This is a genomic window from Hahella sp. NBU794 (assembly GCF_050749805.1).
Lineage (GTDB): Bacteria > Pseudomonadota > Gammaproteobacteria > Pseudomonadales > Oleiphilaceae > Hahella.
The window spans coordinates 5,349,722-5,370,118 of sequence record NZ_CP192738.1; the positions used below are offsets into that span (position 1 = coordinate 5,349,722).

Genomic DNA, 20,397 nt, shown 5'->3' on the forward strand with positions numbered 1-20,397 from the left:
ACAGTTGTTATCGTTTAAAACCCTTCCCTATGGCGTCGGCAGGAAAATCCCGGCGAGCGCCGCGGCGGCCGGGATCTGGCGCTAAAGACTCAACCAATGCGCGGATGTATCCAGCATGCGATTGGCGAAGCCCCATTCGTTATCGAACCAGGCCATTATTTTTATCAGTCGTCCGCCGCTGACTTTGGTTTGATTGGCGTCCACCACCCCACTGCGGGGATCGTGGTTGAAATCACAGGAAGCCAGCGGCTCTTCGGAAAAGCCAAGGATTCCAGTGTAAGCATTCTGTGAGGCGGCCTTGAGCAAGCCGTTAACTTCCTCCATATCCGTCTCACGGGATACGCACACCGTGAGGTCCATCATGGATACGTTGATAATCGGCACCCGCACCGCGTTCGCTTCAAACTTACCGACCATGGACGGCAACAGTCTTTCGATGCCTTTCGCCAACCCCGTGTTCACCGGAATGATGGACGCCATCGCGCTGCGCGTGCGGCGAAGATCATGATGGTGGTAGGCGTCGATGACCGGCTGGTCGTTCATGGCGGAATGGATAGTGGTGATCACCCCACGCTCCACGCCAAGATTATCGTCCAGCACCTTGATGATGGGGACGATGCAATTGGTGGTGCAGGAGGCGTTGGAAACGATGCGATGACTTTGCCGCAGTCCGTCGTGATTGATGCCGTATACCACGGTGTAATCCACGTCGGCTTCGGCCGGTTGAGAAAACAGCACGCGGCTGGAGCCGCTGCGCAGATGTTTTTCTGCGGTCATGCGGTCGGAAAAGGCCCCGGTGCATTCCAGCACCAGGTCCACTCCGATATCCGCCCAGGGAGCCCTGGCCGGATCTTCTTCACGCAGGATGCGGATTCTGTCGCCATTGACCATCAGCTGCCCGTCCCGTAAAGACACCTCCCCACGGAAACGACCGTGGGTGGTGTCATAACGCGTCAGGTAAGCGATGGTTTCCGCGTCCGCCAGTTCATTGACGGCGACAATTTCCATGGATTGGCGATAGCCGGATTCGTACAACGCGCGCAACACGCTTTGCCCGATCCGGCCATACCCATTAATGGCAATACGATGGGTCATACCGCTAAGGCGTTCTTCTGTTAGTAAGTGGATTTATGCATCCAGCGAGTCTAACAGATCTTGCGCCTGGGCCACCACGTTATCCACGGTGAAGCCGAACTCTTCGAACAGCAGGTTCGCAGGCGCGGACTCGCCGAAAGTGCTCATGCCCACGATGCGTCCATCCAGGCCAACGTACTTGTACCAGAAGTCCTGGTGCGCCGCTTCGATTGCGATGCGAGCACTTACTTCCAACGGCAGCACTTGCTGGCGGTAATGGAAGTCCTGCTTGTCGAAAACGTCAGTGGCCGGCATGGACACAACGCGCACCTTGTGACCCTGCGCAGTCAACGCTTCAGCAGAGGCGACAGCGAGACCGACTTCAGAACCGGTTGCGATCAGAATCAGGTCAGGCTGACCTGCGCAATCCTTCAGGATGTAGCCGCCTTTCTCGATATTCGCTACCTGCTCAGCGTCGCGGGGCTGATGCGGCAGATTCTGACGCGAGAAAATCAACGCGCTTGGGCCATCTTCACGGGTGATCGCGCTCTTCCAGGCGACAGCGGATTCAACCGCGTCACAAGGACGCCATGTGCTCATGTTTGGCGTGGTGCGCAGGTTGGCCAGCTGCTCGATCGGCTGGTGAGTCGGACCGTCTTCGCCCAGACCGATGGAGTCATGAGTGTAAACCAGGATGGAGCGTTGCTTCATCAGCGCAGCCATACGCACCGCATTGCGCGCGTATTCCATAAACACCAGGAAGGTGGCTCCGTAAGGAATGAAGCCGCCGTGCAACGCCACGCCGTTCATGATGGCGGACATGCCGAACTCGCGTACGCCGTAATAAATGTAGTTGCCGTCAGCGTCTTCTTTACTAACGCCTTTGCTGCCTTTCCAGATAGTCAGGTTGGAGCCCGCCAGGTCAGCGGAGCCGCCCAACAGTTCCGGCAGCAGCGGAGCGTATGCGTTGATGCTGTTCTGAGAGGCTTTACGGCTGGCGATGGTTTCGCCTTTGGCCTGACATTCAGCGATATAAGCGTCCGCTTTGGCGGCGAAGTCTTCCGGCAGTTTGCCGGCGCTACGACGCAGCAGTTCTCCCGCCAATTCAGGATGCGCCTGCTGGTATGCAGCGAATTTCTCGGACCAGGCTTGTTGCAGCGCTGCGCCTTTTTCTTTCGCGCTCCAGGCCGCGTAAATATCTTCGGGAACCACGAAAGGCTCGTGGGTCCAACCCAGCGCCTGACGCGCGCCGGCGATTTCATCGTCGCCCAGAGGCGCGCCGTGACACTCTTCTTTACCTTGCTTGTTGGGAGCGCCGTAACCAATGATGGTTTTGCAGCAGATCAGCGTCGGCTGTGAGGTATTGCCGCGCGCTTGCTCAATCGCTTGCTTGATGGCGTCGGAGTTGTGTCCGTCCACGCCTGGAATCACTTGCCAGCCGTAAGCTTCGAAACGCTTGGGCGTATTGTCGGTGAACCAGCCTTCCACTTCGCCATCAATGGAGATGCCATTGTCATCGTAGAAACAGATCAGTTTGCCCAGCCCCAGGGTGCCCGCCAAAGAACACACTTCGTGGGAGATGCCTTCCATCAGACAGCCGTCGCCCAGGAATACATAGGTGTAGTGGTCGATAACGTCATGACCGTCACGGTTGAACTGGCCCGCCAGCGCTTTTTCCGCCAAAGCCATGCCCACAGCGTTGGCGATGCCCTGTCCCAGAGGACCCGTGGTGGTTTCTACGCCAGGGGCGTAGCCGTATTCAGGGTGACCTGGCGTTCTGGAGTGCAGCTGACGGAAGTTTTTCAGGTCTTCGATGCCCAGATCGTATCCGGACAGGTGCAGAAGGGAGTACAACAACATGGAGCCGTGACCGTTGGACAGAACAAAGCGGTCGCGGTTAATCCAGGAGGGATCGGTCGGGTTGTGGTTCAGATAGTCGCGCCACAGCACTTCCGCAATGTCCGCCATACCCATCGGGGCTCCGGGATGTCCTGACTTGGCTTTTTGCACAGCATCCATACTCAACGCGCGAATCGCGTTGGCGAGTTCTTTACGAGATGGCATTCAGCTCACTCCCTCTCAGATCGAGTTTTGGTTTGTGATTAGGGGGGTCAAAAACGAGAGCGTATTTTCATACATTAAAGAGGTATGAGCAAATTTCATCGCCCCAATCCCCATGTTTACCGCCCGTTCACCCCTCGAGCCCGTCTCCAAGGCGGTGACGCCGCCTTGTCCTACTGTCATTCACTGCAAAAAACAACCCATTTTTTGCGCCAGAGAAACTATATCAAAATTTTTTGATATAGTTCTTGTGCGCATTTTTTGATGTTGCTAAACTTTCGGCCTATGAATGATTCCATGCTCCCACACAGCAACGGCGCGGATACTGAAGCCGCTGCGGACTACGCAGAACTGGCTGGCGTTTATAAGGCCTGCGGCGATGCGTTGCGTCTGGAGATATTGCGTGTCCTGGAACGGAACGCCTACGGGGTGCTGGAATTATGTTCGATATTCGACGTCAAGCAATCCGCCATGAGCCATCACCTGAAAGTGTTGGCCAAGGCCAGGATGGTGGAAGCCCAGCGGGAGGGCAACAGTATTTTCTACCGACGTCCTATTCTGGCCGGCGACGACAGCGCCGAGCTGGCGCGGCTGCAGTTGTTCAGCAATCTGGACCTGATGCCGTTGACCACGGACACCCGCGACCGTATTGGCAATGTAGGAGAGCAACGCGCGCAGCAAAGTCAGGCGTTTTTCTCCCGGTACGCCGAGCATTTCCAGGCGCACCAGGAGTTGATTGCGGAATATCCGTTATACGCCACGCCTGTGCGGGATATGTTGCAACAACAGTTGGCCGGCGAGAAGGTCAACACGCTTCTGGAAATCGGCCCCGGCGAAGGCGCCTTTCTGGAAGATCTGTCGACGATGGCGGATTCCGTCATCGCCTTGGATAACTCCGAGGAAATGTTGCAAAAAGCACGCGATTTTGCGGACGCCAGACAGTTGTCGAACGTGCGCTTTATCGTAGGAGATACGCGTGGCGCCCTCGAACAGGGCGTCAGCGTTGATGTGATTGTGATGAACATGGTGTTGCACCATGTGGCGTCGCCGGCGGACATGATTCGCGATTGCGCGGCCTTGTTGCGCCCCGGCGGCATGTTGATTTTGAGCGACTTGAGCCGCCACGATCAGTCCTGGGCCAGAGAGTCCTGCGGCGATTTGTGGCTGGGCTTCGACAGCACTGAAATCTCCCGCTGGGGAGCGCAGTCGGGCCTGGCGGAAGGCGAAAGCATTTATATAGGCGTGCGCAATGGGTTTCAGATCCAGGTGCGCCAATTTTTATTGCCCAAAAACGGGAGCCGAACGCTGACCGGCGCAACCGCATGTCAGTCCGAAGGTTCCGCAACATCAACCCACCCCAGTCATTGTAATCTTTAACCATAAGGACGCATGCGATGAGCGAATATTCCATTTTTACTTCCGAGTCAGTATCTGAGGGCCATCCAGACAAGATGGCGGATCAGATTTCTGACGCTATCCTTGACGCCATCATTAAAGATGATCCGAACGCGCGAGTGGCGGTTGAAACTTTAGTGAAGACGGGCATGGCGGTTATCGCCGGCGAAGTGCGCACCAACACTTACGTGGACCTGGAAGACATCGTCCGCGGCGTCATTCTGGATATCGGTTACAACAGCTCAGACGTTGGCTTTGACGGCGCGTCCTGCGCAGTACTGAACGCCATCGGCAAGCAGTCTGGCGACATCGCCATGGGCGTGGACGAAGCCAGCGAAAAAGATTTGGGCGCCGGGGACCAAGGGTTGATGTTCGGTTACGCGACCAATGAAACTGACGTGCTGATGCCCGCTCCGATTTATTACTCCCACCGTCTGGTGGAAAGACAGGCTTACCTGCGCAAAAACAGCATCCTGCCCTGGTTGCGTCCAGACGCCAAGAGCCAGGTGACTCTGCGTTACGAAAACGGCAAGCCGGTAGCGGTAGAAGCGGTGGTGCTGTCCACTCAGCATACCCCTGGCGTAAAGCAGTCAGACATTCGCGAAGCGGTAATGGAAGAGATCATCAAGCACGTGTTGCCGGAAGAATGGCTGCACAGCGACACCCAATACCACATCAACCCAACTGGCCAGTTCATCATCGGCGGCCCAGTGGGCGACTGCGGTCTGACCGGTCGTAAGATCATCGTCGACACCTACGGCGGCATGGCTCGTCACGGCGGCGGCGCGTTCTCAGGTAAAGATCCGTCCAAGGTTGACCGTTCCGCAGCCTACGCAGGCCGCTACGTAGCCAAAAACATCGTCGCTTCAGGTCTGGCGGCCAAGTGTGAAATTCAGGTGTCCTACGCAATCGGCGTATCGGAGCCCACCTCTATTTCCGTGAACACGTTCGGCACTGGCAAGATCAGCGACGACAAAATCGCCACTTTGGTGCGCGAGCACTTCGATCTGCGTCCACGCGGCCTGATCGACATGCTGGACCTGAAACGTCCGATCTATCGTCCGACTGCGTCTTACGGACACTTCGGCCGCACTGGCGACAGCTTCAGCTGGGAAAGAACCGACAAAGCCGACGCACTGCGCGCCGCAGCCGGTATCTGATTCCCATAGCAAAGAGCCTCCCCTGAGGCTCTTTTTGCAACAGACCGAGACTTCCGGCGGGTTCGCCCCGCCCCCCTCATTAGGATCAGCAATAGGACACCAAACATGGCTCAGTTACAATCTGTAGATAACTTCAGCGACTACAAGGTCAAGGACATCAGCCTGGCGGCATGGGGACGTAAAGAAATCAACATCGCCGAAGGCGAAATGCCTGCGCTGATGACGCTGCGTGAAAAATACCGCGCGCAACAGCCCCTGGCCGGCGCCCGCATCCTAGGATGCATTCACATGACCATCCAGACTGCGGTTTTGATCGAAACCCTGGTGGCGTTGGGCGCAGAGGTGCGCTGGTCCTCCTGTAATATCTTCTCCACTCAGGATCACGCGGCAGCGGCGATCGCGGCGGCGGGCATTCCCGTATTCGCCTGGAAAGGAGAAACCGAAGAAGAGTACGTCTGGTGCATCAAGCAGACCATCACCAAAGACGGTCAGCCCTGGAACGCCAATATGGTGTTGGATGACGGCGGCGACCTGACTGAAATTCTGCACAACGAATTCCCGCAAATGCTGGATCACATCCACGGCATTTCCGAAGAGACCACTACTGGCGTTCACCGTCTGCTCGACATGATAAAAAAAGGCGAGCTGAAGGTGCCTGCGGTCAACGTTAACGACTCCGTAACCAAGAGCAAGAACGACAACAAATACGGTTGCCGTCACTCATTGAACGACGCGATCAAGCGCGCCACCGACCACCTGCTGGCGGGCAAAAAAGCCCTGGTCATCGGCTACGGCGATGTGGGCAAAGGCTCCGCAGCGTCCCTGCGTCAGGAAGGCATGATCGTCAAGATCAGCGAAGTCGACCCGATCTGCGCCATGCAGGCCTGCATGGACGGCTATGAAGTCGTGTCCCCCTACATCGATGGCGTCAACACCGGCAGCGCAGAAGGCGTTAACCGTGACTTGCTGGGCCACACCGACCTGCTGGTCACCACCACAGGCAACGTCAATGTGTGCGACAAGTATATGCTGCAAGCGCTGAAATCTGGCGCGGTCGTGTGCAACATCGGTCACTTCGACAACGAAATCGACACCCGTTTCATGCGCGACAACTGGGAATGGGAAGAAGTGAAGCCGCAGGTGCATATCGTGCACCGCGACAAAGATCAGAACGATCACCTGTTGCTGCTGTCCGAAGGCCGCTTGGTGAACCTAGGCAACGCCACTGGCCACCCTTCCCGCATCATGGACGGCTCTTTCGCCAACCAGGTGCTGGCGCAGATGTACCTGTTCGAACGCAAGTTCGCAGAACTGCCTGCGGATGAGAAGCCCAAGAACCTGTACGTACGCGTTCTGCCCAAGCAATTGGACGAAGAAGTGGCGCGCTACATGGTGCAAGGCTTCGGCGGCGTCATCACCAAGCTGACGCAACCGCAAGCCGACTACATCGGCGTGGAAGTGGAAGGTCCGTACAAACCAGCGGACTACAAGTACTGATCGACCGCCGGTCTGGCGCGGTTCGCCGCGCCGCCGGTTGTCCAGAGAGATTCCCTAAACCGGAGGCAATACGCTAATGGAATCCCAAACTCAGTTTAAACGGCGTTTCAGTTTTGAATTCTTCCCTCCCAAAACCCCTGAGGGAATGGAAAAACTGCAGGCTGTGCGAGACAAGCTGGCCAAGCGCAAGCCGGATTTCTTTTCCGTGACCTACGGCGCAGGCGGCTCCACCCGCGAGCGCACTATCGACACCGTGCTGACGCTGCACAGACAGGGCATTTCCACCGCGCCCCACTTATCCTGTATCGGCGCCACCAAGGAATCCATCGGCGAATTGCTGGACCTGTACCGCTCCAACGGCATTCAACGCATCGTTGCGCTGCGCGGCGACCTGCCTTCCGGCATGGGCGCGCCCGGCGAACTGCGCTACGCCAACGAGCTGGTCAGCTATATTCGCGAGCGCACCGGTGATCACTTCTCCATCGAAGTAGCGGCTTATCCTGAGTTTCATCCCCAGGCGCAAAGCGCCGAAGCGGACCTGAACAACTTCCGCCGTAAGGTCGAAGCCGGCGCCACCAGCGCCATCACTCAGTATTTCTTCAACGCCGACTCCTATTTCTATTTCGTGGAGCGGTGCGAAAAAGCAGGCCTGAACCTGCCCATCGTGCCCGGCATCATGCCGATCACCAACTACAGCAATCTGGCGCGTTTCAGCGATATGTGCGGCGCGGAAATTCCGCGTTGGGTGCGCAAACAGTTGGAAGCCTATGGCGACGACTCTGCCAGCATTCGCAAGTTCGGCGAGGAAGTGGTCACGCGTCTGTGCGAACGTCTGCTCGCCGCAGGCGCTCCCGGCATCCACTTCTACACATTGAATCAGGCCGAGCCAAGTCTGGCGGTCTGGGACAACCTGAATCTGGGCGACAAGATTTCTTTCTGACCCGGACTCAAACGTCGACGCAATAACAGGGCCTGCCTGAACTATCCGGCAGGCCCTTCGTTTATCCTGCCGCGTTCCCGTTCCCATACTATTTTTCAACGCACCTTCCTGCTCTCCGGCCTTTTCCACGTCGATAAACCTCAGTGTTTTTAGTTATTCTCTTATCTGCTTCGCAGGTGTTGCGCCGCAACGCCTGGCGCTTCGCCAAATACCCGGCCATTACCTATACTGAATCCATAAACCAGGGGGCAGGCTAATAATGAAGTTGGGGGCTACCGCGGGCAGACTCGCAGCGCTGCTGATTATTCTCATAGCCTGCGTTGTACTGATCCTGCTTGATTACCGCGAACGCACGCGCAATTACTACCAATCCATGCAAGTGGAGCTGCAGCAGACGCAAAAGAACGTCAGCGCCTCCACCCGTCGCATCATGGAGCATATCGCCATTCTGCGCCGCGCAGCGGAAAGTTATTTTCTGAATCATCATGAGGACCATCTATACAGCGAGCTGTCCGCCAATATCGCCTATGATTCCACGCGCAGTCTCTTCGCCATGGATACCCTGCAACCGCCATTCACCACGGATCAGGTAGGCAACCTCACCGGGCAGGGAGACATACAGGGACGCCAGCCAGACTACTACCGCGAGATGGAAATGGCGCTGTCGTTGACGCCGATCTTCCGCGCCACCAAAGAGAATCTGCCGGAGTCCAACTGGGTCTACTACATCTCCCAGAATCGCTTTCTTTATATCGCGCCCTGGATTGGTTCCGATAAGTTCGCTTATACCAATGAATCCCTGTCGCTGGAATTCTTTACCATGGCCCTGCCCTATCACAACCCCGAACGCACGCCTTTCTGGACCCGGGTGTACGTAGATGAGTTTGGGGAGGGACTGATGGTCACCGCCGCCGCCCCCATCTACGCCAACGAGGTTTTTCACGGAGCGGTGGCCATTGATATTACTCTTGATGTGCTTAAAGGGTTTGTGCGCAGTCCCAACTTGTCAGCGGGAGAGCTGTTTATCGTCAATCAGTCGCACCAGTTGCTGGCGCATCCGACTTTGACCTCATCCCATGCGAAAACCGCGGCCACTTTTCCTGAGGCATTACCCAAAGGCGTCGACAATTTTATTTCTCATCCCAAGGACATCCCCACCGATACCTTCCTGGAGATAAAAGGCTACGCCCTCATTCGCACCAATATAGATGAAACGCCCTGGTATTTGCTGCTCAGCGTGGAGCAGTCCGCCATCCGCAGCGCCATCATTGAGCAAATGACGCCGGAAATGGCGCTGGCGGCGCTAATCGTTCTTTTTGCCGCACTCATACAACGTTATTTTCTCACCGCCGGACAACTGGAAAGCAGCCAGCGCCGCTATCGGCAAATGTTTGAGCACTGCGACGCCGTGCAGATCATTCTCGACCCTCTGAACAACAAGGTCATCGACGCCAACCCCGCCGCCTGCGACTTCTTCGGTTTTTCCAGCGAAATGATGGGGAATATCTCCGCCTCGCGTTTATTTCTCTCTGAGAACAATGAAATGCTGGATGAGAGCTGGCTGCCGTCGCTGCAATCCGGCAAGACAGTCATCGCCGCCCGCCGCGGCGACAACCGCTCCAGTCTGGTGGAAATGTACGTTTCCGAAGTCAAAGACAGGGCCAGCTCCTACCTGTATTTGATCGTCCATGACATCACTGACCGCAAACGCAGCGAGGAGCAGATCCGCCTGCAGGCCTACTACGACCCTCTCACCCGACTGCCCAACCGCAGCTATCTGTTTGAACACCTCAATTCCCTGATCGCCAGTCATAAGCGGGAACATGCGCGTCTGGCGGTGCTGTTCATCGACCTGGATCGCTTCAAACAAGTGAACGACAACCTGGGACATGGCGTGGGAGACAAGCTGTTACAGCAGGTGTCCAACCGGCTCAAGTCGCGGCTCAGAGAGAGCGACATGCTGGCGCGCTTGGGGGGAGACGAGTTCACCGTCGTCCTGCCTCACTTGCGGGAAGAAACCGACGCTATTCATGTCGCCAAGATATTGCTGCAGCAACTGGCGGAATCCTTCAGCGTCGGCGACTACGAACTGAACATCGGCGCCAGCATCGGCGTGACCCTGTTCCCCAAAGACGGCGAAGACGCCTCCACTCTGATCAAAAACGCCGACATCGCCATGTACAAGGCCAAGGACAACGGCCGCAATCAGTATCGTTTCTTTGAAGAACGCATGAACGAAGCGGCCGCCAGTCGCCTGATGCTGGAGGGCGATATCCGAGAAGCCACGCAAAATGAACAATTCCATTTAGAGTTCCAGCCCATCATCGACCTGAAGAACATGCGCCTGGCCGGCGCGGAAGCGCTGCTACGCTGGCTGCACCCCCGCTTCGGCGAGCTGCATCCCAGGGAGTTCATGTCCATCGCGGAAGAAACCGGCAATATTGTCCAGATCAGCGAATGGCTGCTGAAAAATGCGCTCAACCTGGCGGCGGAGTGGCAGTACTCCCGCCCCGCTGATCAACAGCCGTTCATCGCCGTCAATATGTCCCGGCGCCAGTTGATCAATTCGCAACATATCAAACGCTGGCGCGACATCATCCGTCAAAGCGAAGTGCCCCCTGGTTCGCTGGTGCTGGAGTTGACCGAGCATAACCTGCTCAATGAATTTGAAGAGAGCCGCCGCAGTTTGATGGAATTGCATCATATGGGCGTCAGATTATCTCTCGACGACTATGGCCACGGCGCGTCTTCCCTCACCTTGCTTAAAGAGCTGCCTATCTCCATGCTGAAGCTGGACGGCTTGCTGATCCGTAATCTCGGTCGCAAAACCAAGGAAGAAGTGTTGATGGACGCTCTGGTGAAAATGGGGCGCGCCATGGATATGAAAATCGTCGCCGAGGGCGTGGAAACCCCACAGCAACTCGCCGTACTCAGGGAGTCCGGCTGCGATTACGGCCAGGGGTATTTGTTCAGCCCGCCGGCGCAGCCCCGAGAACTTTCCATGATGCTGGAAAAAGTGTTCAGCGTGCAGACCCAGGACGATTAAGCCTTTGGTCGACCTGCCGCCGGGCTCCACCCGGGCGCCGCCCTATGTAACAATAGGCGGCGAATTTACCGGACATAATTAGGAGCCTGGAATTGACTACCAACGCAGAACTGCGGGAACGCGATCTCAAGCGTGTGTGGCACCCCTGCACCCAGATGAAGGACCATGAGTTTCTCCCCCTGATTCCGATCAAAAGCGGCAAGGGCGTCTGGCTGGAGGATTTCGATGGCAATCGCTACATCGACGCCGTCAGTTCCTGGTGGGTGAACCTGTTTGGCCACAGTCATCCCTATATCAATGACGCCATCAAGTCCCAGTTGGAGCAATTGGAGCACGTCATTCTGGCCGGCTTTACCCATGAACCCGTGGTGAGACTGTCAGAACGTCTGGCGGAAGTGACGCCCGCCGGCCTCAACAAATGTTTCTATGCCGACAACGGCTCCTCCGCGGTGGAAGTGGCGCTGAAAATGAGCTTCCACTACTGGCGCAACAGCGGCAAGCCAAACAAAACCCGCTTCATCAATCTCAGCAACAGCTACCATGGCGAAACCCTGGGCGCGCTCGCCGTCGGCGACGTCGCCTTATACAAAGAAACCTACAACGAGCTTCTCAATCCCGTCATCAACGTTCCCGGCCCGGACTGCTTCCATCGCGAAGCGGGGGAGTCCTGGGAGGCGTATTGCCGTCGCCAGTTTGCGCATATGGAGGAGACGCTGCAGAAGCACGCCCATGAAACCGCAGCGGTGATCATCGAGCCGTTGGTGCAATGCGCCGGCTCCATGCGCATGCATCACCCGGTGTATCTCAAGTTATTGCGGGAAGCCTGCGACCGCCATGGCGTGCATTTGATCGCGGATGAGATTGCCGTTGGCTTCGGCCGCACCGGCACGATGTTCGCCTGTGAGCAGGCGGATATCTCGCCCGACTTCCTGTGTCTGTCGAAAGGCCTGACCGCCGGTTATCTGCCCTTGTCCGTAGTCATGACTCACGACTTCATTTATGACGCTTTTTACGACGACTACGCCACCATGCGCGCCTTCCTGCACTCGCACAGTTACACCGGCAACCCGATCGGCTGCAGTGTGGCGCTGGCGACCCTGGACATCTTCCAAAATCAGCCCGTGATCGAGCAAAATAAGCGCCTTGCCGCCTGCATGCGCGAGCATACCGCGCATTTTGAGGACCACCCCAACGTGGCGGAAGTCCGCCAGACGGGAATGATCCTGGCGATTGAAATGGTGCAGGACAAGGCCTCGCGCACGCCCTTCCCCTGGCAGGAACGGCGTGGCATACGGGTCTATGAGCATGCGCTGAAGAATCAGGCGCTGCTGCGTCCTCTGGGCAATGTTATCTACTTCATGCCGCCTTATGTGATCAGCGAAGACGAGATCGCTCATCTGGCCAAAGTGGCCTGGGATGGGCTGCATCTGGCGGTTAAGGACTGAACTTGAGAAACAATCGAATCTTTATTGACCAGCCTCTTGATGGCCTCAGCCAACTGACGCTGACCGGCGATCAGGCCAATTACGTCGGGCGCGTGTTGCGCATGCGCCCCGGCGACGCTTTTCATCTATTCAGTGGAGACGGCCGCGACTTTCCCGCCGAAGTCCTGGCGGTGGGTCGCAGGGATGTGGAAGTGGCGCTGTCAGAACCGCTGGCGATCGACGCGGAGTCTTCCCTTAATGTGCATCTGGGGCAAGTCGTGTCCCGGGGCGAACGCATGGACTACGCCGTGCAAAAAGCCACGGAAATGGGCGTTACGGCGCTCACGCCGCTGCTGAGCGAGCGTTGCGAAGTGCGTCTGGATGGAGAACGCCAGGACAAACGCTGGCGTCACTGGCGACAGGTGTCGATCAGCGCCTGCGAGCAATGCGGACGCGCCCGCGTTCCCGACATCGGCGACGTAACGCCGCTGGAAAGCTGGCTGAAAAACGTGACGGCGGACCTGAAGCTGATCCTGCATCCCGGCGATGCGCGCGCCTGGAGTCCGGCGCAGCGTCCCACCAGCGTCTGTCTGCTGATTGGCCCCGAAGGCGGCTTTACGGATGAGGAAGTGGCTCTGGCGGAGCGTCATGGCTTTGTGCATGCGCCGCTCGGCCCACGCATTCTACGCACCGAAACCGCCCCCGTGGCGGCGCTGGCATTGATGCAATGGCTGTGGGGCGACTTTGGCGATTCTACGCCAACGTAAACCCAACTCCCTTTACAGCAAAACGCTAAAGAGAAAGCGGGCGCTTACATACACTTCTTCGAGCGCCCCTGAACACGTCGATATTTCGTCCTAAAACGCCGCACAAAAAATGGGCGTCCTGTGGATAACTTTGTGGAAAAGCGGCTTGACCGAGCCGCTTTTCGCCGCCATTTCCACAAATGTGCAGCGGTCCGTATTTTAGGGCTTTCTTTTTCTTTTATTTTTCAGTCTATTATTGACTGCCTCCGAAAACGGCGGGCATGTTTCAAAACTTTGACGCTTCAACGCCACGTTCAATTAGTGTGCATAACCTATGACATTTTAATGACAATAGCGCGCCCACCTTTGCAGAGAGAGTGAAACGATGGATTGGCAGTGGTTACAGAACCCCGAGTTTTGGAAGTACCTGAGCATCCCCCTGGTCGCCGCCCTGATCGGTTGGAGCACCAACTGGCTGGCGATCAAACTTACCTTTTATCCTATTGAATTCATTGGCTTTCGTCCCTTCCTCGGATGGCAGGGCATCATTCCTTCGAAAGCCGAAAAAATGGCGGTTATCAGCGTGGATTCCACCATATCCAAATTGGGCGCGGTGGATGAGCTGTTCGAGCAGATCGACCCGCAAGCGCTGGCCGGCCACATTGTCGCCGGCATATTGCCCCGGGTGGAGGAATATGTTGACGAAATCATGCTGTCGGAGCACCGCACGCTGTGGGAAAACCTGCCGCAAGCCGTAAAGAACAAGGTTTACGAGCGCGTACGTAAGAATGCGCCGCGCCTGATCGACAATCTGGTGAGCGACATTGGCCGTCAGATTGAGGAACTGCTGGACCTCAAGCACATGGTGACGGAGCGGCTGGTGGCGGATAAAGAGCTGCTGAATCGCATCTTTCTGGAATGCGGGGCCGCCGAGTTTCGCTTTCTGATCTACAGCGGCCTCTGGCTGGGGTTCGGCTTCGGCGTCCTGCAAATGGCGCTGTGGTACTTCTATTCCGTTGACTGGGTGTTGCCGGTTTGCGGCTTTCTGGTGGGCTGGGCCACCAACTGGATCGCACTCAACCTTATCTTCCGCCCTCTCAACCCCGCCAAAGTCGGTCCGGTGACCATTCAGGGCCTGTTCCTGAAAAGACAGCCACAGGTGGCGGCGACCTTCTGTCGCATCGTCACTCACGATATTCTGACCGTAGGCAACATCGTCAACGCCATGCTCAACGGCCCCAACGGCGCACGCACCCGCGCCCTGGTGAAGAAACACGTCAAACCTCTCGTAGACGTGACGACCGGCGTCGCCAAACCCATTACTCAAATCGCTTTCGGGCCTACCGCGTTCGCTGAACTGAAAAAGAAAGTCGGCGAAAAAGCCCTGGAGATATCCAAAACGGCTTTCAAAGACCCGCTTTTCAACGAAGAGCGCGCCATCGTGGTGGAAAACATCATGCGCACCCGCATGGAGGCGTTATCCCCGGAAGAGTTTCAGGACCTGTTGCGTCCCTGCTTCCAGGAAGATGAGATCAAATTAATCGCCATTGGCGGCGTATTAGGAGCGTTAGCCGGGCTGGCGCAGGTATTTTTTGTGTTCACTTGATCAAATTAACGCCAAAAACGAGAGGCGCGCCACAAATTTATTAATACTTTTGGCCTATTACTTTTGACAAGCAATGTTATTTATCTACAATTACGCAAAAAGTAACAGAGTGTGACATTCATGGCGATCAATAACATTCCAACAAAGTTATCGCACAACGCCAGCTCAAAGGACCGACTGGAAAGACAGCTGTTCAGAGACGTACAGCGACTCATCCGGTACCTGGACAGCCGGAAGTCGTGCGGCTCCAGCAACCCTGCAATGGTCGAATCCTATGAAAGGATGATCCTTGAGCGTTGCGACGTGCTGGGCCAAATCTCGCGCATGTAAGCGCGCAAAAGGCTCAATGCCAACGGATGGCGTATTTCCCCTTGGATAGCCGCGCAGGACTGGCTAAACTTTCCGTAACCTTCTGACACGACTCGGCTTTCGGCGTTTACCCGCCTGCAGGTCGAAGACGGCGGGCGACGATTAAGAAAGACTCCGCTATTGCGCGGGAAGCCACGAAAAAATACCAAGGGCGCCGATATGCAGCGAATCATCCGCAGAACGTTAATTGCTCTGTTGAGCATTCTTTGTCTGTTGATTCTGGGGATATGGGGGCTCGGCCCCTACGTCGCCAAAGACGCGCTCACCAAATACTTCGCTGAGCACAACGCAGAGTTTTCTGCGGAATCCCTCTCCATCAATCCCTTCACTTCCGAGATCAACGGCCGTGGCGTCAAAGTCACGACCCCACGAGGATTAGAACTCAAGTTCGAAGCCCTGCAGGTCTCCGCGCAGTTGACACCCTTGTTTGAAAACACCGTGGTCGTCGACAAAATCGCGCTGGACGGCCTGCAACTGAATATCGCCCAGGAACAGGAAGGCTGGCGCGTCGCCGGGGTGCTGTTCCCAACGGGAGCCGAAGAGTCTCCAGCCCCTGCTCAGGATTCAGCCGGGGAAGACTGGACGATCAGCCTGCCCTCTATTCAGTTGCGCAATTGCACACTCAATATCAGCCGACTGCCGCCAGCGGACGCTGCCGATCAAGCCCCCTTACAAGACGAGATTCGCCTGTTCAGCCTCAACCTGAAGAACATAAAAGGCAAAGGCGCGGAGTGGAACGGTTTCGCGGATGTGATGACTCAGGTGAACGGCGCCGACATTGTTCTCGCCACCGAGTTTCGCGTCGGCCCGGACAAGTTCGTGCAGTGGCTGGACATCAGTTCGCTCAAGGCCAGAATGCAGCAGTTCGCCCATTATCTCCCCACCGATCTGCGCGACAGCAACGCCAGCCTGGACCTGAATGCGGAAATCGTGGTGGATTGGCGTAACGGCGCTCTAACCCTGACCACAACCACCAAAAAGCTGGATATATCTCAGGTCGACGTGAAGCTTAAAGATATGACCATCGAAAGCGACATCACCAGCATCGATCTGAACCCTCTGCAAATCAGCATCGCGCCGGAAGGCGAACCGGAAGTCGCCTTCAACGGTAAGATCCACAGCGGTAAAACCCGCGTCAACGACAGCGCCGGACGCTATATCCTGGCGGGCTGGGACAAACTGGATCTGACGCCGGTCTCCTTCAGCATGGACGAGGCGCTTAACGTCAAGGTGGATCAGATCAGCTCACAGAATCTGGTGCTGTCGCGCTCCGCCCTCGACAACGAAGAGCTGCCGCCGCTATTGCAGGCGGGCACCCTGTTTGTGTCGAATGTGGAAGCCAGCGACAAACGGGCGTTTATCGAAATGGTGGAGTTGAGCGACATACGCTCCAATGTGCATCTGGATAAAGAACGCAATCTGATTACCCTGGCGCCGCTTTCGGCGAACGCTCCGGCAGAAGAAGAGGCGTCGCAAACGCCGCAAACCGAGGCACAAGCCACCGCTGAAGCGCCCCCTGCCCCTGCGGACGATACACCGGAAAGTTCGCCATTCAATCTGGTGATCAATCAAATCTCCGTCAAAGGAGACTCCTTGCTCAGCTTCACCGATGAAGGCGTGAAGCCGCCTTTTCAGCAGGATATCCGCATCAACTCTCTGGTCGCTGAAAGCCTGACCACCGAGAACCCGGAACAGGCGTTCCATATCACCATGGAGGCGCAGACTGACCAATACTCCAAAATTCAGTCCGACACGCGCATCTGGCCATTCGCACCCAAGCTGTCCCTCGACACCCGCACCAATATTGCGGAAATAAACCTGCCGCCGGTATCGCCTTACCTGAGCGACGCCTTGGGTTATGACATCAACAACGGACAGTTTGATATGAACCTCGCCATGACCATCGACGAAGGACGCATCAGCGGCGACACCAAAATCATGCTGCGCGGCATGGATTTGGGAGCGGACAAAAACCCTGACGCCAGCACCGTTCAACAAGGCGGAGCGATACCCTTAAACGTGGCGCTGGGAATGCTGAAGGATGGCGCCGGCAACGTGGAGCTCGCCATGCCGCTGTCCGGGGACGTCGACAGCCCCAGCTTCGGCTGGAGCGGATTTGTCGCTCTGATTGCGCAGAAAGCGATTTTCGAAGCCGCCAGCGGCTATCTCATCAAAACCTTCGTGCCCTACGCCAATGTCGTCACGGTAGTGAAGTTCGCGGGCGAGCAGGCGCTGAAAGTCCGTATTGAGCCACTGTCCTATCAGGCTGGCCAGTCTGACGTCGGCCCAGAGCAACAGGCGTTCGTCAACGAATTCCGCCAATTGCTGCTGGACAAAGAGGACATGCAAGTGAAAACCTGCGCCATCGTCGCCCCCGCAGAACTGAACTATCCGTCCGACACGAAAGCCCTGACGGTAGAACAACTGAAGACGTTAAAACAGTTGGCGGAGGATCGAGGCCAGAAGTTCAAAGCGAAGGTGCTGGAAGGCGGAAAGATCGCCTCCTCCCGCATCCTGCTGTGTAATCCTGAAGTGGAAAAAGACAGCGACGGCAAAGGCCGCATCGAATTCGAAATCTAAGGGAGCCTCTAAAGAACGTTGGCGAGACCGGTAGTTTTTCAGAGGTTCGGGCGCTGACGCGCCCTGGCTTAACTCGCCGCTCTCTCCGGCGGCGTCGCCTCTCTGACGACAGTTTCCTCTCCCCGCACCCAAGACGCCAGGGTCATCTGTCCAAGCGATGCTTCCATCGCCGCCGTCACGCCCTTGGCGATAGCGTCCACGGATTTATCCGAATAAAGTGAAGCAGGCAGACTGTGCTCCGGCGAACGCAGTACGTGCATCAATTCCGCCAGGGTAATGCGGTCCAAAGGCCGGGCGGGAATCAGAGAATCCGCTTCGTCTCCCATAATGGCCAATACGCCCTTCTTCAACAGTTTGTCGATGATGCGCTGAATAGTCTCAGGGCCTACCGATAAGGTGTCCTCCAGATCAGAGATGCTCTCGCCTCCTCCCTGCTGATCGAACTTTTTCGCCACCTTATAAACCAGCGCAAGTCCCGTACGCTCGTCAATCACCGCACAGGGACGCACCCTGCGCTGCCGGGTAATCTGATGAGAATGCTGGGCGTAAAACGCCACCGCCGCCCCCATCAACAGGATCAGCCAGGAGATGTACAGCCAGATCAGGACCAGGATGCCCACCGCAAATCCCGAGTAGATCGCTTCATAGTTGGAGGTGCCGACCACAAACTTGGCGAACACATAGCCCGTCGTCTGCCAGGCGATCCCCGCGCCTAACCCGCCAATAAACGCATACCGGGTGCGCACTTTGGTATTGGGGATAAAGCGGTACATAAAAGTGAACAGCGCCACGATGATGACATAAGGCGCCATACGGGTGGCGAGAGAGAACAAGCGCCCAAAAGGTTCGATGCTCAGGACGGTTTGCGCCACGTCCGTGCCCACCAACGTCGCCGTGGCGCCCATGGCGGAAAACGCCAGCAACGGACCGACGACGATGACGCTGAGGTAAGAACTGAAGCGTTGCGCCAAAGAGCGGATCTGCGACACTCGCCAGATTTCGTTAAAGGAACGCTCCACTTTTTGCACCAGAGAGATGACCGTGTAGATCAACAACCCCAGGCCCACCGACCCCAGCACGCCGACTTTGACGTTGTCGACGAACGCGAGCACGTTCTGCACCAGTTCCGGGCCTTTTTCCCCAAACGCCTGGAAAACATTCTCCAGCAGCGGCTCCAGCTGATTATGGACGCCAAATCCTTTCAATACGGAAAAGCTCAGCGCCAGCAACGGCACAATGGAGAGCAGCGTCGTGTATACCAGCCCCATGGCGTGCAGCGTGATATGGCCGAATAACACATCGCGCACCACCGCAAATAAAACGCGCGCACTGTGCCACAACACTCGCATCATGCCGCCTGCGGCGCCGCCGGTTTCATTTTCCCAAAGCCAGCGATCCAATCGCGACACCCAGGTTTCTATCGTCGCTTTACTCATAGTTGTTCTCGTTTTGCGCCGAATTCAGACATATCAGGTTGTTCAAAAGCAGCCATCCTGTGTTGTTCTCTCCAAATTGTAGCCGCCGCCCCGCGCACGCCGCCATGCAGGCGGCGCTCGCCATTGCATGGCGTACGTATGACATAAAAATGGACGTCTTGAAAGGCTTGTCGGAAAAGCCCGGTAAAAACATTGTATATCAATGAGCTGGTTCGTATGTACGCCAAATGTCCTGCATTCAATGCCAGGATGTTCGCGACGTGATAGGGATGGGATAAGGTTGTGTGGCGCAGGCTAAAACAGGAAAAGGGCGCTTTCAGGTAGCGCCCAATTTTCAAATCACAGTTGCGGATGAAACGGCCGGATTAAAACTGTTTCGCAGCCTCCGCTTCGATTTCCACCCGCCAACGTTCATCGAACAACCCTTGCACAAACAACAGGGTGGTCGGTAAACCGCCAACATCGAAAGGCAGTCTTTGCTTGGCCTTCTGATAGTCCGCCAGGTCCTCGCGGCGGATCAGGTAGAGTCTCACGCTCACCAGATCCTCCATATCCATGTGGTTGGCCTGCAAAACACCCCGCAGATTTCGCCACGCCAACACAATCTGCTCCTCCGCGCTCTCAGGGACCTCTCCCTTGGCGTCAATGCCCAGCTGCCCCGCGATATGCAGATGCGTCGAGCCTCGGGGAACCACTGCGCACTGGTGATAGTTGGCGGCGGGAGGAGGAACCGAATCCGGGCTCCAGATAATGTTCATCAGACTTCCCTCGTCAGCATGGTTATGGCGGGGGATTCCGTCAGCATGGCGTTCAGACGGCCAAAGTCGCCGATGTCCTTACGCCACAAAATGTAGGCGTCAAAACGTTCTGGGTGCGTCCACTCCTCCAATAGAATCAACGTAGTCTGAGTCTGATCTTTTTCATACAGATGCGCGGACAGATTACCTGCAAACGTACGCGTGGCGGGAAGAATCTCTGCAAAGAAGTCCTTTACCTTCCGGGCATTTCCGTCTGCCGGCCGCAATTCAAACTGCACTAATATCGCCACTTTTTTCTCCTCGTT

General features: G+C 56.5%; 15 protein-coding genes. 9 read left to right on the top strand and 6 right to left on the bottom strand.

What is annotated here, in order from left to right:
• Positions 1–81 precede the first annotated feature (81 nt).
• Positions 82–1,095 (bottom strand): type I glyceraldehyde-3-phosphate dehydrogenase, encoded by a 1,014-nt coding sequence (gene gap / locus ACQYWX_RS23285; RefSeq protein WP_216735678.1) that lies wholly within the window; start codon positions 1,093–1,095, stop codon positions 82–84.
• 33 nt (positions 1,096–1,128) lie between these two features.
• On the bottom strand, positions 1,129–3,138 hold the full coding sequence (gene tkt, locus ACQYWX_RS23290) for a transketolase (RefSeq protein ID WP_127972956.1): 2,010 nt from the start codon (positions 3,136–3,138) through the stop codon (positions 1,129–1,131).
• A gap of 294 nt (positions 3,139–3,432) precedes the next feature.
• Between tkt and ACQYWX_RS23295 the strand changes: the two genes are divergently transcribed.
• The 9 genes from ACQYWX_RS23295 (at position 3,433) to ACQYWX_RS23335 (ending at position 17,898) form a co-directional block, all read left to right on the top strand.
• Complete coding sequence (locus ACQYWX_RS23295; protein WP_431686504.1) at positions 3,433–4,512, top strand: ArsR/SmtB family transcription factor; 1,080 nt, start codon at positions 3,433–3,435, stop codon at positions 4,510–4,512.
• Positions 4,513–4,529: 17 nt separating this feature from the next.
• On the top strand, positions 4,530–5,690 hold the full coding sequence (gene metK, locus ACQYWX_RS23300; RefSeq protein WP_216735675.1) for a methionine adenosyltransferase: 1,161 nt from the start codon (positions 4,530–4,532) through the stop codon (positions 5,688–5,690).
• 105 nt (positions 5,691–5,795) lie between these two features.
• Positions 5,796–7,187, top strand: coding sequence for an adenosylhomocysteinase (gene ahcY, locus ACQYWX_RS23305; protein WP_431686505.1), 1,392 nt, complete (start codon positions 5,796–5,798; stop codon positions 7,185–7,187).
• Between the two features lie 76 nt (positions 7,188–7,263).
• Entirely contained in the window at positions 7,264–8,127 is an 864-nt protein-coding gene (gene metF / locus ACQYWX_RS23310) for a methylenetetrahydrofolate reductase [NAD(P)H] (protein WP_127972960.1), read from the top strand.
• A 259-nt stretch (positions 8,128–8,386) separates the two neighbouring features.
• Positions 8,387–11,173, top strand: coding sequence for a bifunctional diguanylate cyclase/phosphodiesterase (locus ACQYWX_RS23315; RefSeq protein WP_431686506.1), 2,787 nt, complete (start codon positions 8,387–8,389; stop codon positions 11,171–11,173).
• A gap of 92 nt (positions 11,174–11,265) precedes the next feature.
• Positions 11,266–12,618, top strand: a complete 1,353-nt coding sequence (locus ACQYWX_RS23320) for an adenosylmethionine--8-amino-7-oxononanoate transaminase (RefSeq protein WP_216735672.1) — start codon at positions 11,266–11,268, stop codon at positions 12,616–12,618.
• A 2-nt stretch (positions 12,619–12,620) separates the two neighbouring features.
• Positions 12,621–13,364, top strand: coding sequence for a 16S rRNA (uracil(1498)-N(3))-methyltransferase (locus tag ACQYWX_RS23325; RefSeq protein WP_431686507.1), 744 nt, complete (start codon positions 12,621–12,623; stop codon positions 13,362–13,364).
• A 364-nt stretch (positions 13,365–13,728) separates the two neighbouring features.
• Positions 13,729–14,949, top strand: coding sequence for a hypothetical protein (locus ACQYWX_RS23330; protein WP_431686508.1), 1,221 nt, complete (start codon positions 13,729–13,731; stop codon positions 14,947–14,949).
• Positions 14,950–15,477: 528 nt separating this feature from the next.
• Complete coding sequence (locus ACQYWX_RS23335) at positions 15,478–17,898, top strand: DUF748 domain-containing protein (protein ID WP_431686509.1); 2,421 nt, start codon at positions 15,478–15,480, stop codon at positions 17,896–17,898.
• Between the two features lie 68 nt (positions 17,899–17,966).
• On the opposite strand, the gene ACQYWX_RS23340 is transcribed toward ACQYWX_RS23335, so the two are convergent.
• The 4 genes from ACQYWX_RS23340 to ACQYWX_RS23355 are packed head-to-tail and all read right to left on the bottom strand — an operon-like array spanning position 17,967 to position 20,382.
• Positions 17,967–19,334, bottom strand: coding sequence for a YihY/virulence factor BrkB family protein (locus ACQYWX_RS23340; protein ID WP_216735668.1), 1,368 nt, complete (start codon positions 19,332–19,334; stop codon positions 17,967–17,969).
• A complete protein-coding gene (locus ACQYWX_RS23345; RefSeq protein WP_431686510.1) occupies positions 19,331–19,672 on the bottom strand; it encodes a hypothetical protein in 342 nt (113 codons plus the stop codon). Before ACQYWX_RS23345 ends, ACQYWX_RS23340 begins: the two co-directional genes overlap by 4 nt.
• 27 nt (positions 19,673–19,699) lie before the next feature.
• Positions 19,700–20,092 carry a RidA family protein gene (locus ACQYWX_RS23350; RefSeq protein ID WP_216735667.1) on the bottom strand — a complete coding sequence of 131 codons (393 nt, stop codon included), beginning with the start codon at positions 20,090–20,092 and terminating at the stop codon, positions 19,700–19,702.
• Complete coding sequence (locus tag ACQYWX_RS23355; protein ID WP_431686511.1) at positions 20,092–20,382, bottom strand: putative quinol monooxygenase; 291 nt, start codon at positions 20,380–20,382, stop codon at positions 20,092–20,094. The genes ACQYWX_RS23350 and ACQYWX_RS23355 overlap by 1 nt, the downstream gene beginning before the upstream one ends.
• Positions 20,383–20,397: the final 15 nt, after the last annotated feature.

Excerpts from the sequence above, each read along its gene's own strand:
- gap (WP_216735678.1), bottom strand. The coding sequence starts at position 1,095 with ATGACCCATCGTATTGCCATTAATGGGTATGGCCGGATCGGGCAAAGC.
- tkt (WP_127972956.1), bottom strand. The coding sequence starts at position 3,138 with ATGCCATCTCGTAAAGAACTCGCCAACGCGATTCGCGCGTTGAGTATG.
- ACQYWX_RS23295 (WP_431686504.1), top strand. The coding sequence starts at position 3,433 with ATGCTCCCACACAGCAACGGCGCGGATACTGAAGCCGCTGCGGACTAC.
- metK (WP_216735675.1), top strand. The coding sequence starts at position 4,530 with ATGAGCGAATATTCCATTTTTACTTCCGAGTCAGTATCTGAGGGCCAT.
- ahcY (WP_431686505.1), top strand. The coding sequence starts at position 5,796 with ATGGCTCAGTTACAATCTGTAGATAACTTCAGCGACTACAAGGTCAAG.
- metF (WP_127972960.1), top strand. The coding sequence starts at position 7,264 with ATGGAATCCCAAACTCAGTTTAAACGGCGTTTCAGTTTTGAATTCTTC.
- ACQYWX_RS23315 (WP_431686506.1), top strand. The coding sequence starts at position 8,387 with ATGAAGTTGGGGGCTACCGCGGGCAGACTCGCAGCGCTGCTGATTATT.
- ACQYWX_RS23330 (WP_431686508.1), top strand. The coding sequence starts at position 13,729 with ATGGATTGGCAGTGGTTACAGAACCCCGAGTTTTGGAAGTACCTGAGC.
- ACQYWX_RS23335 (WP_431686509.1), top strand. The coding sequence starts at position 15,478 with ATGCAGCGAATCATCCGCAGAACGTTAATTGCTCTGTTGAGCATTCTT.
- ACQYWX_RS23340 (WP_216735668.1), bottom strand. The coding sequence starts at position 19,334 with ATGAGTAAAGCGACGATAGAAACCTGGGTGTCGCGATTGGATCGCTGG.
- ACQYWX_RS23350 (WP_216735667.1), bottom strand. The coding sequence starts at position 20,092 with ATGAACATTATCTGGAGCCCGGATTCGGTTCCTCCTCCCGCCGCCAAC.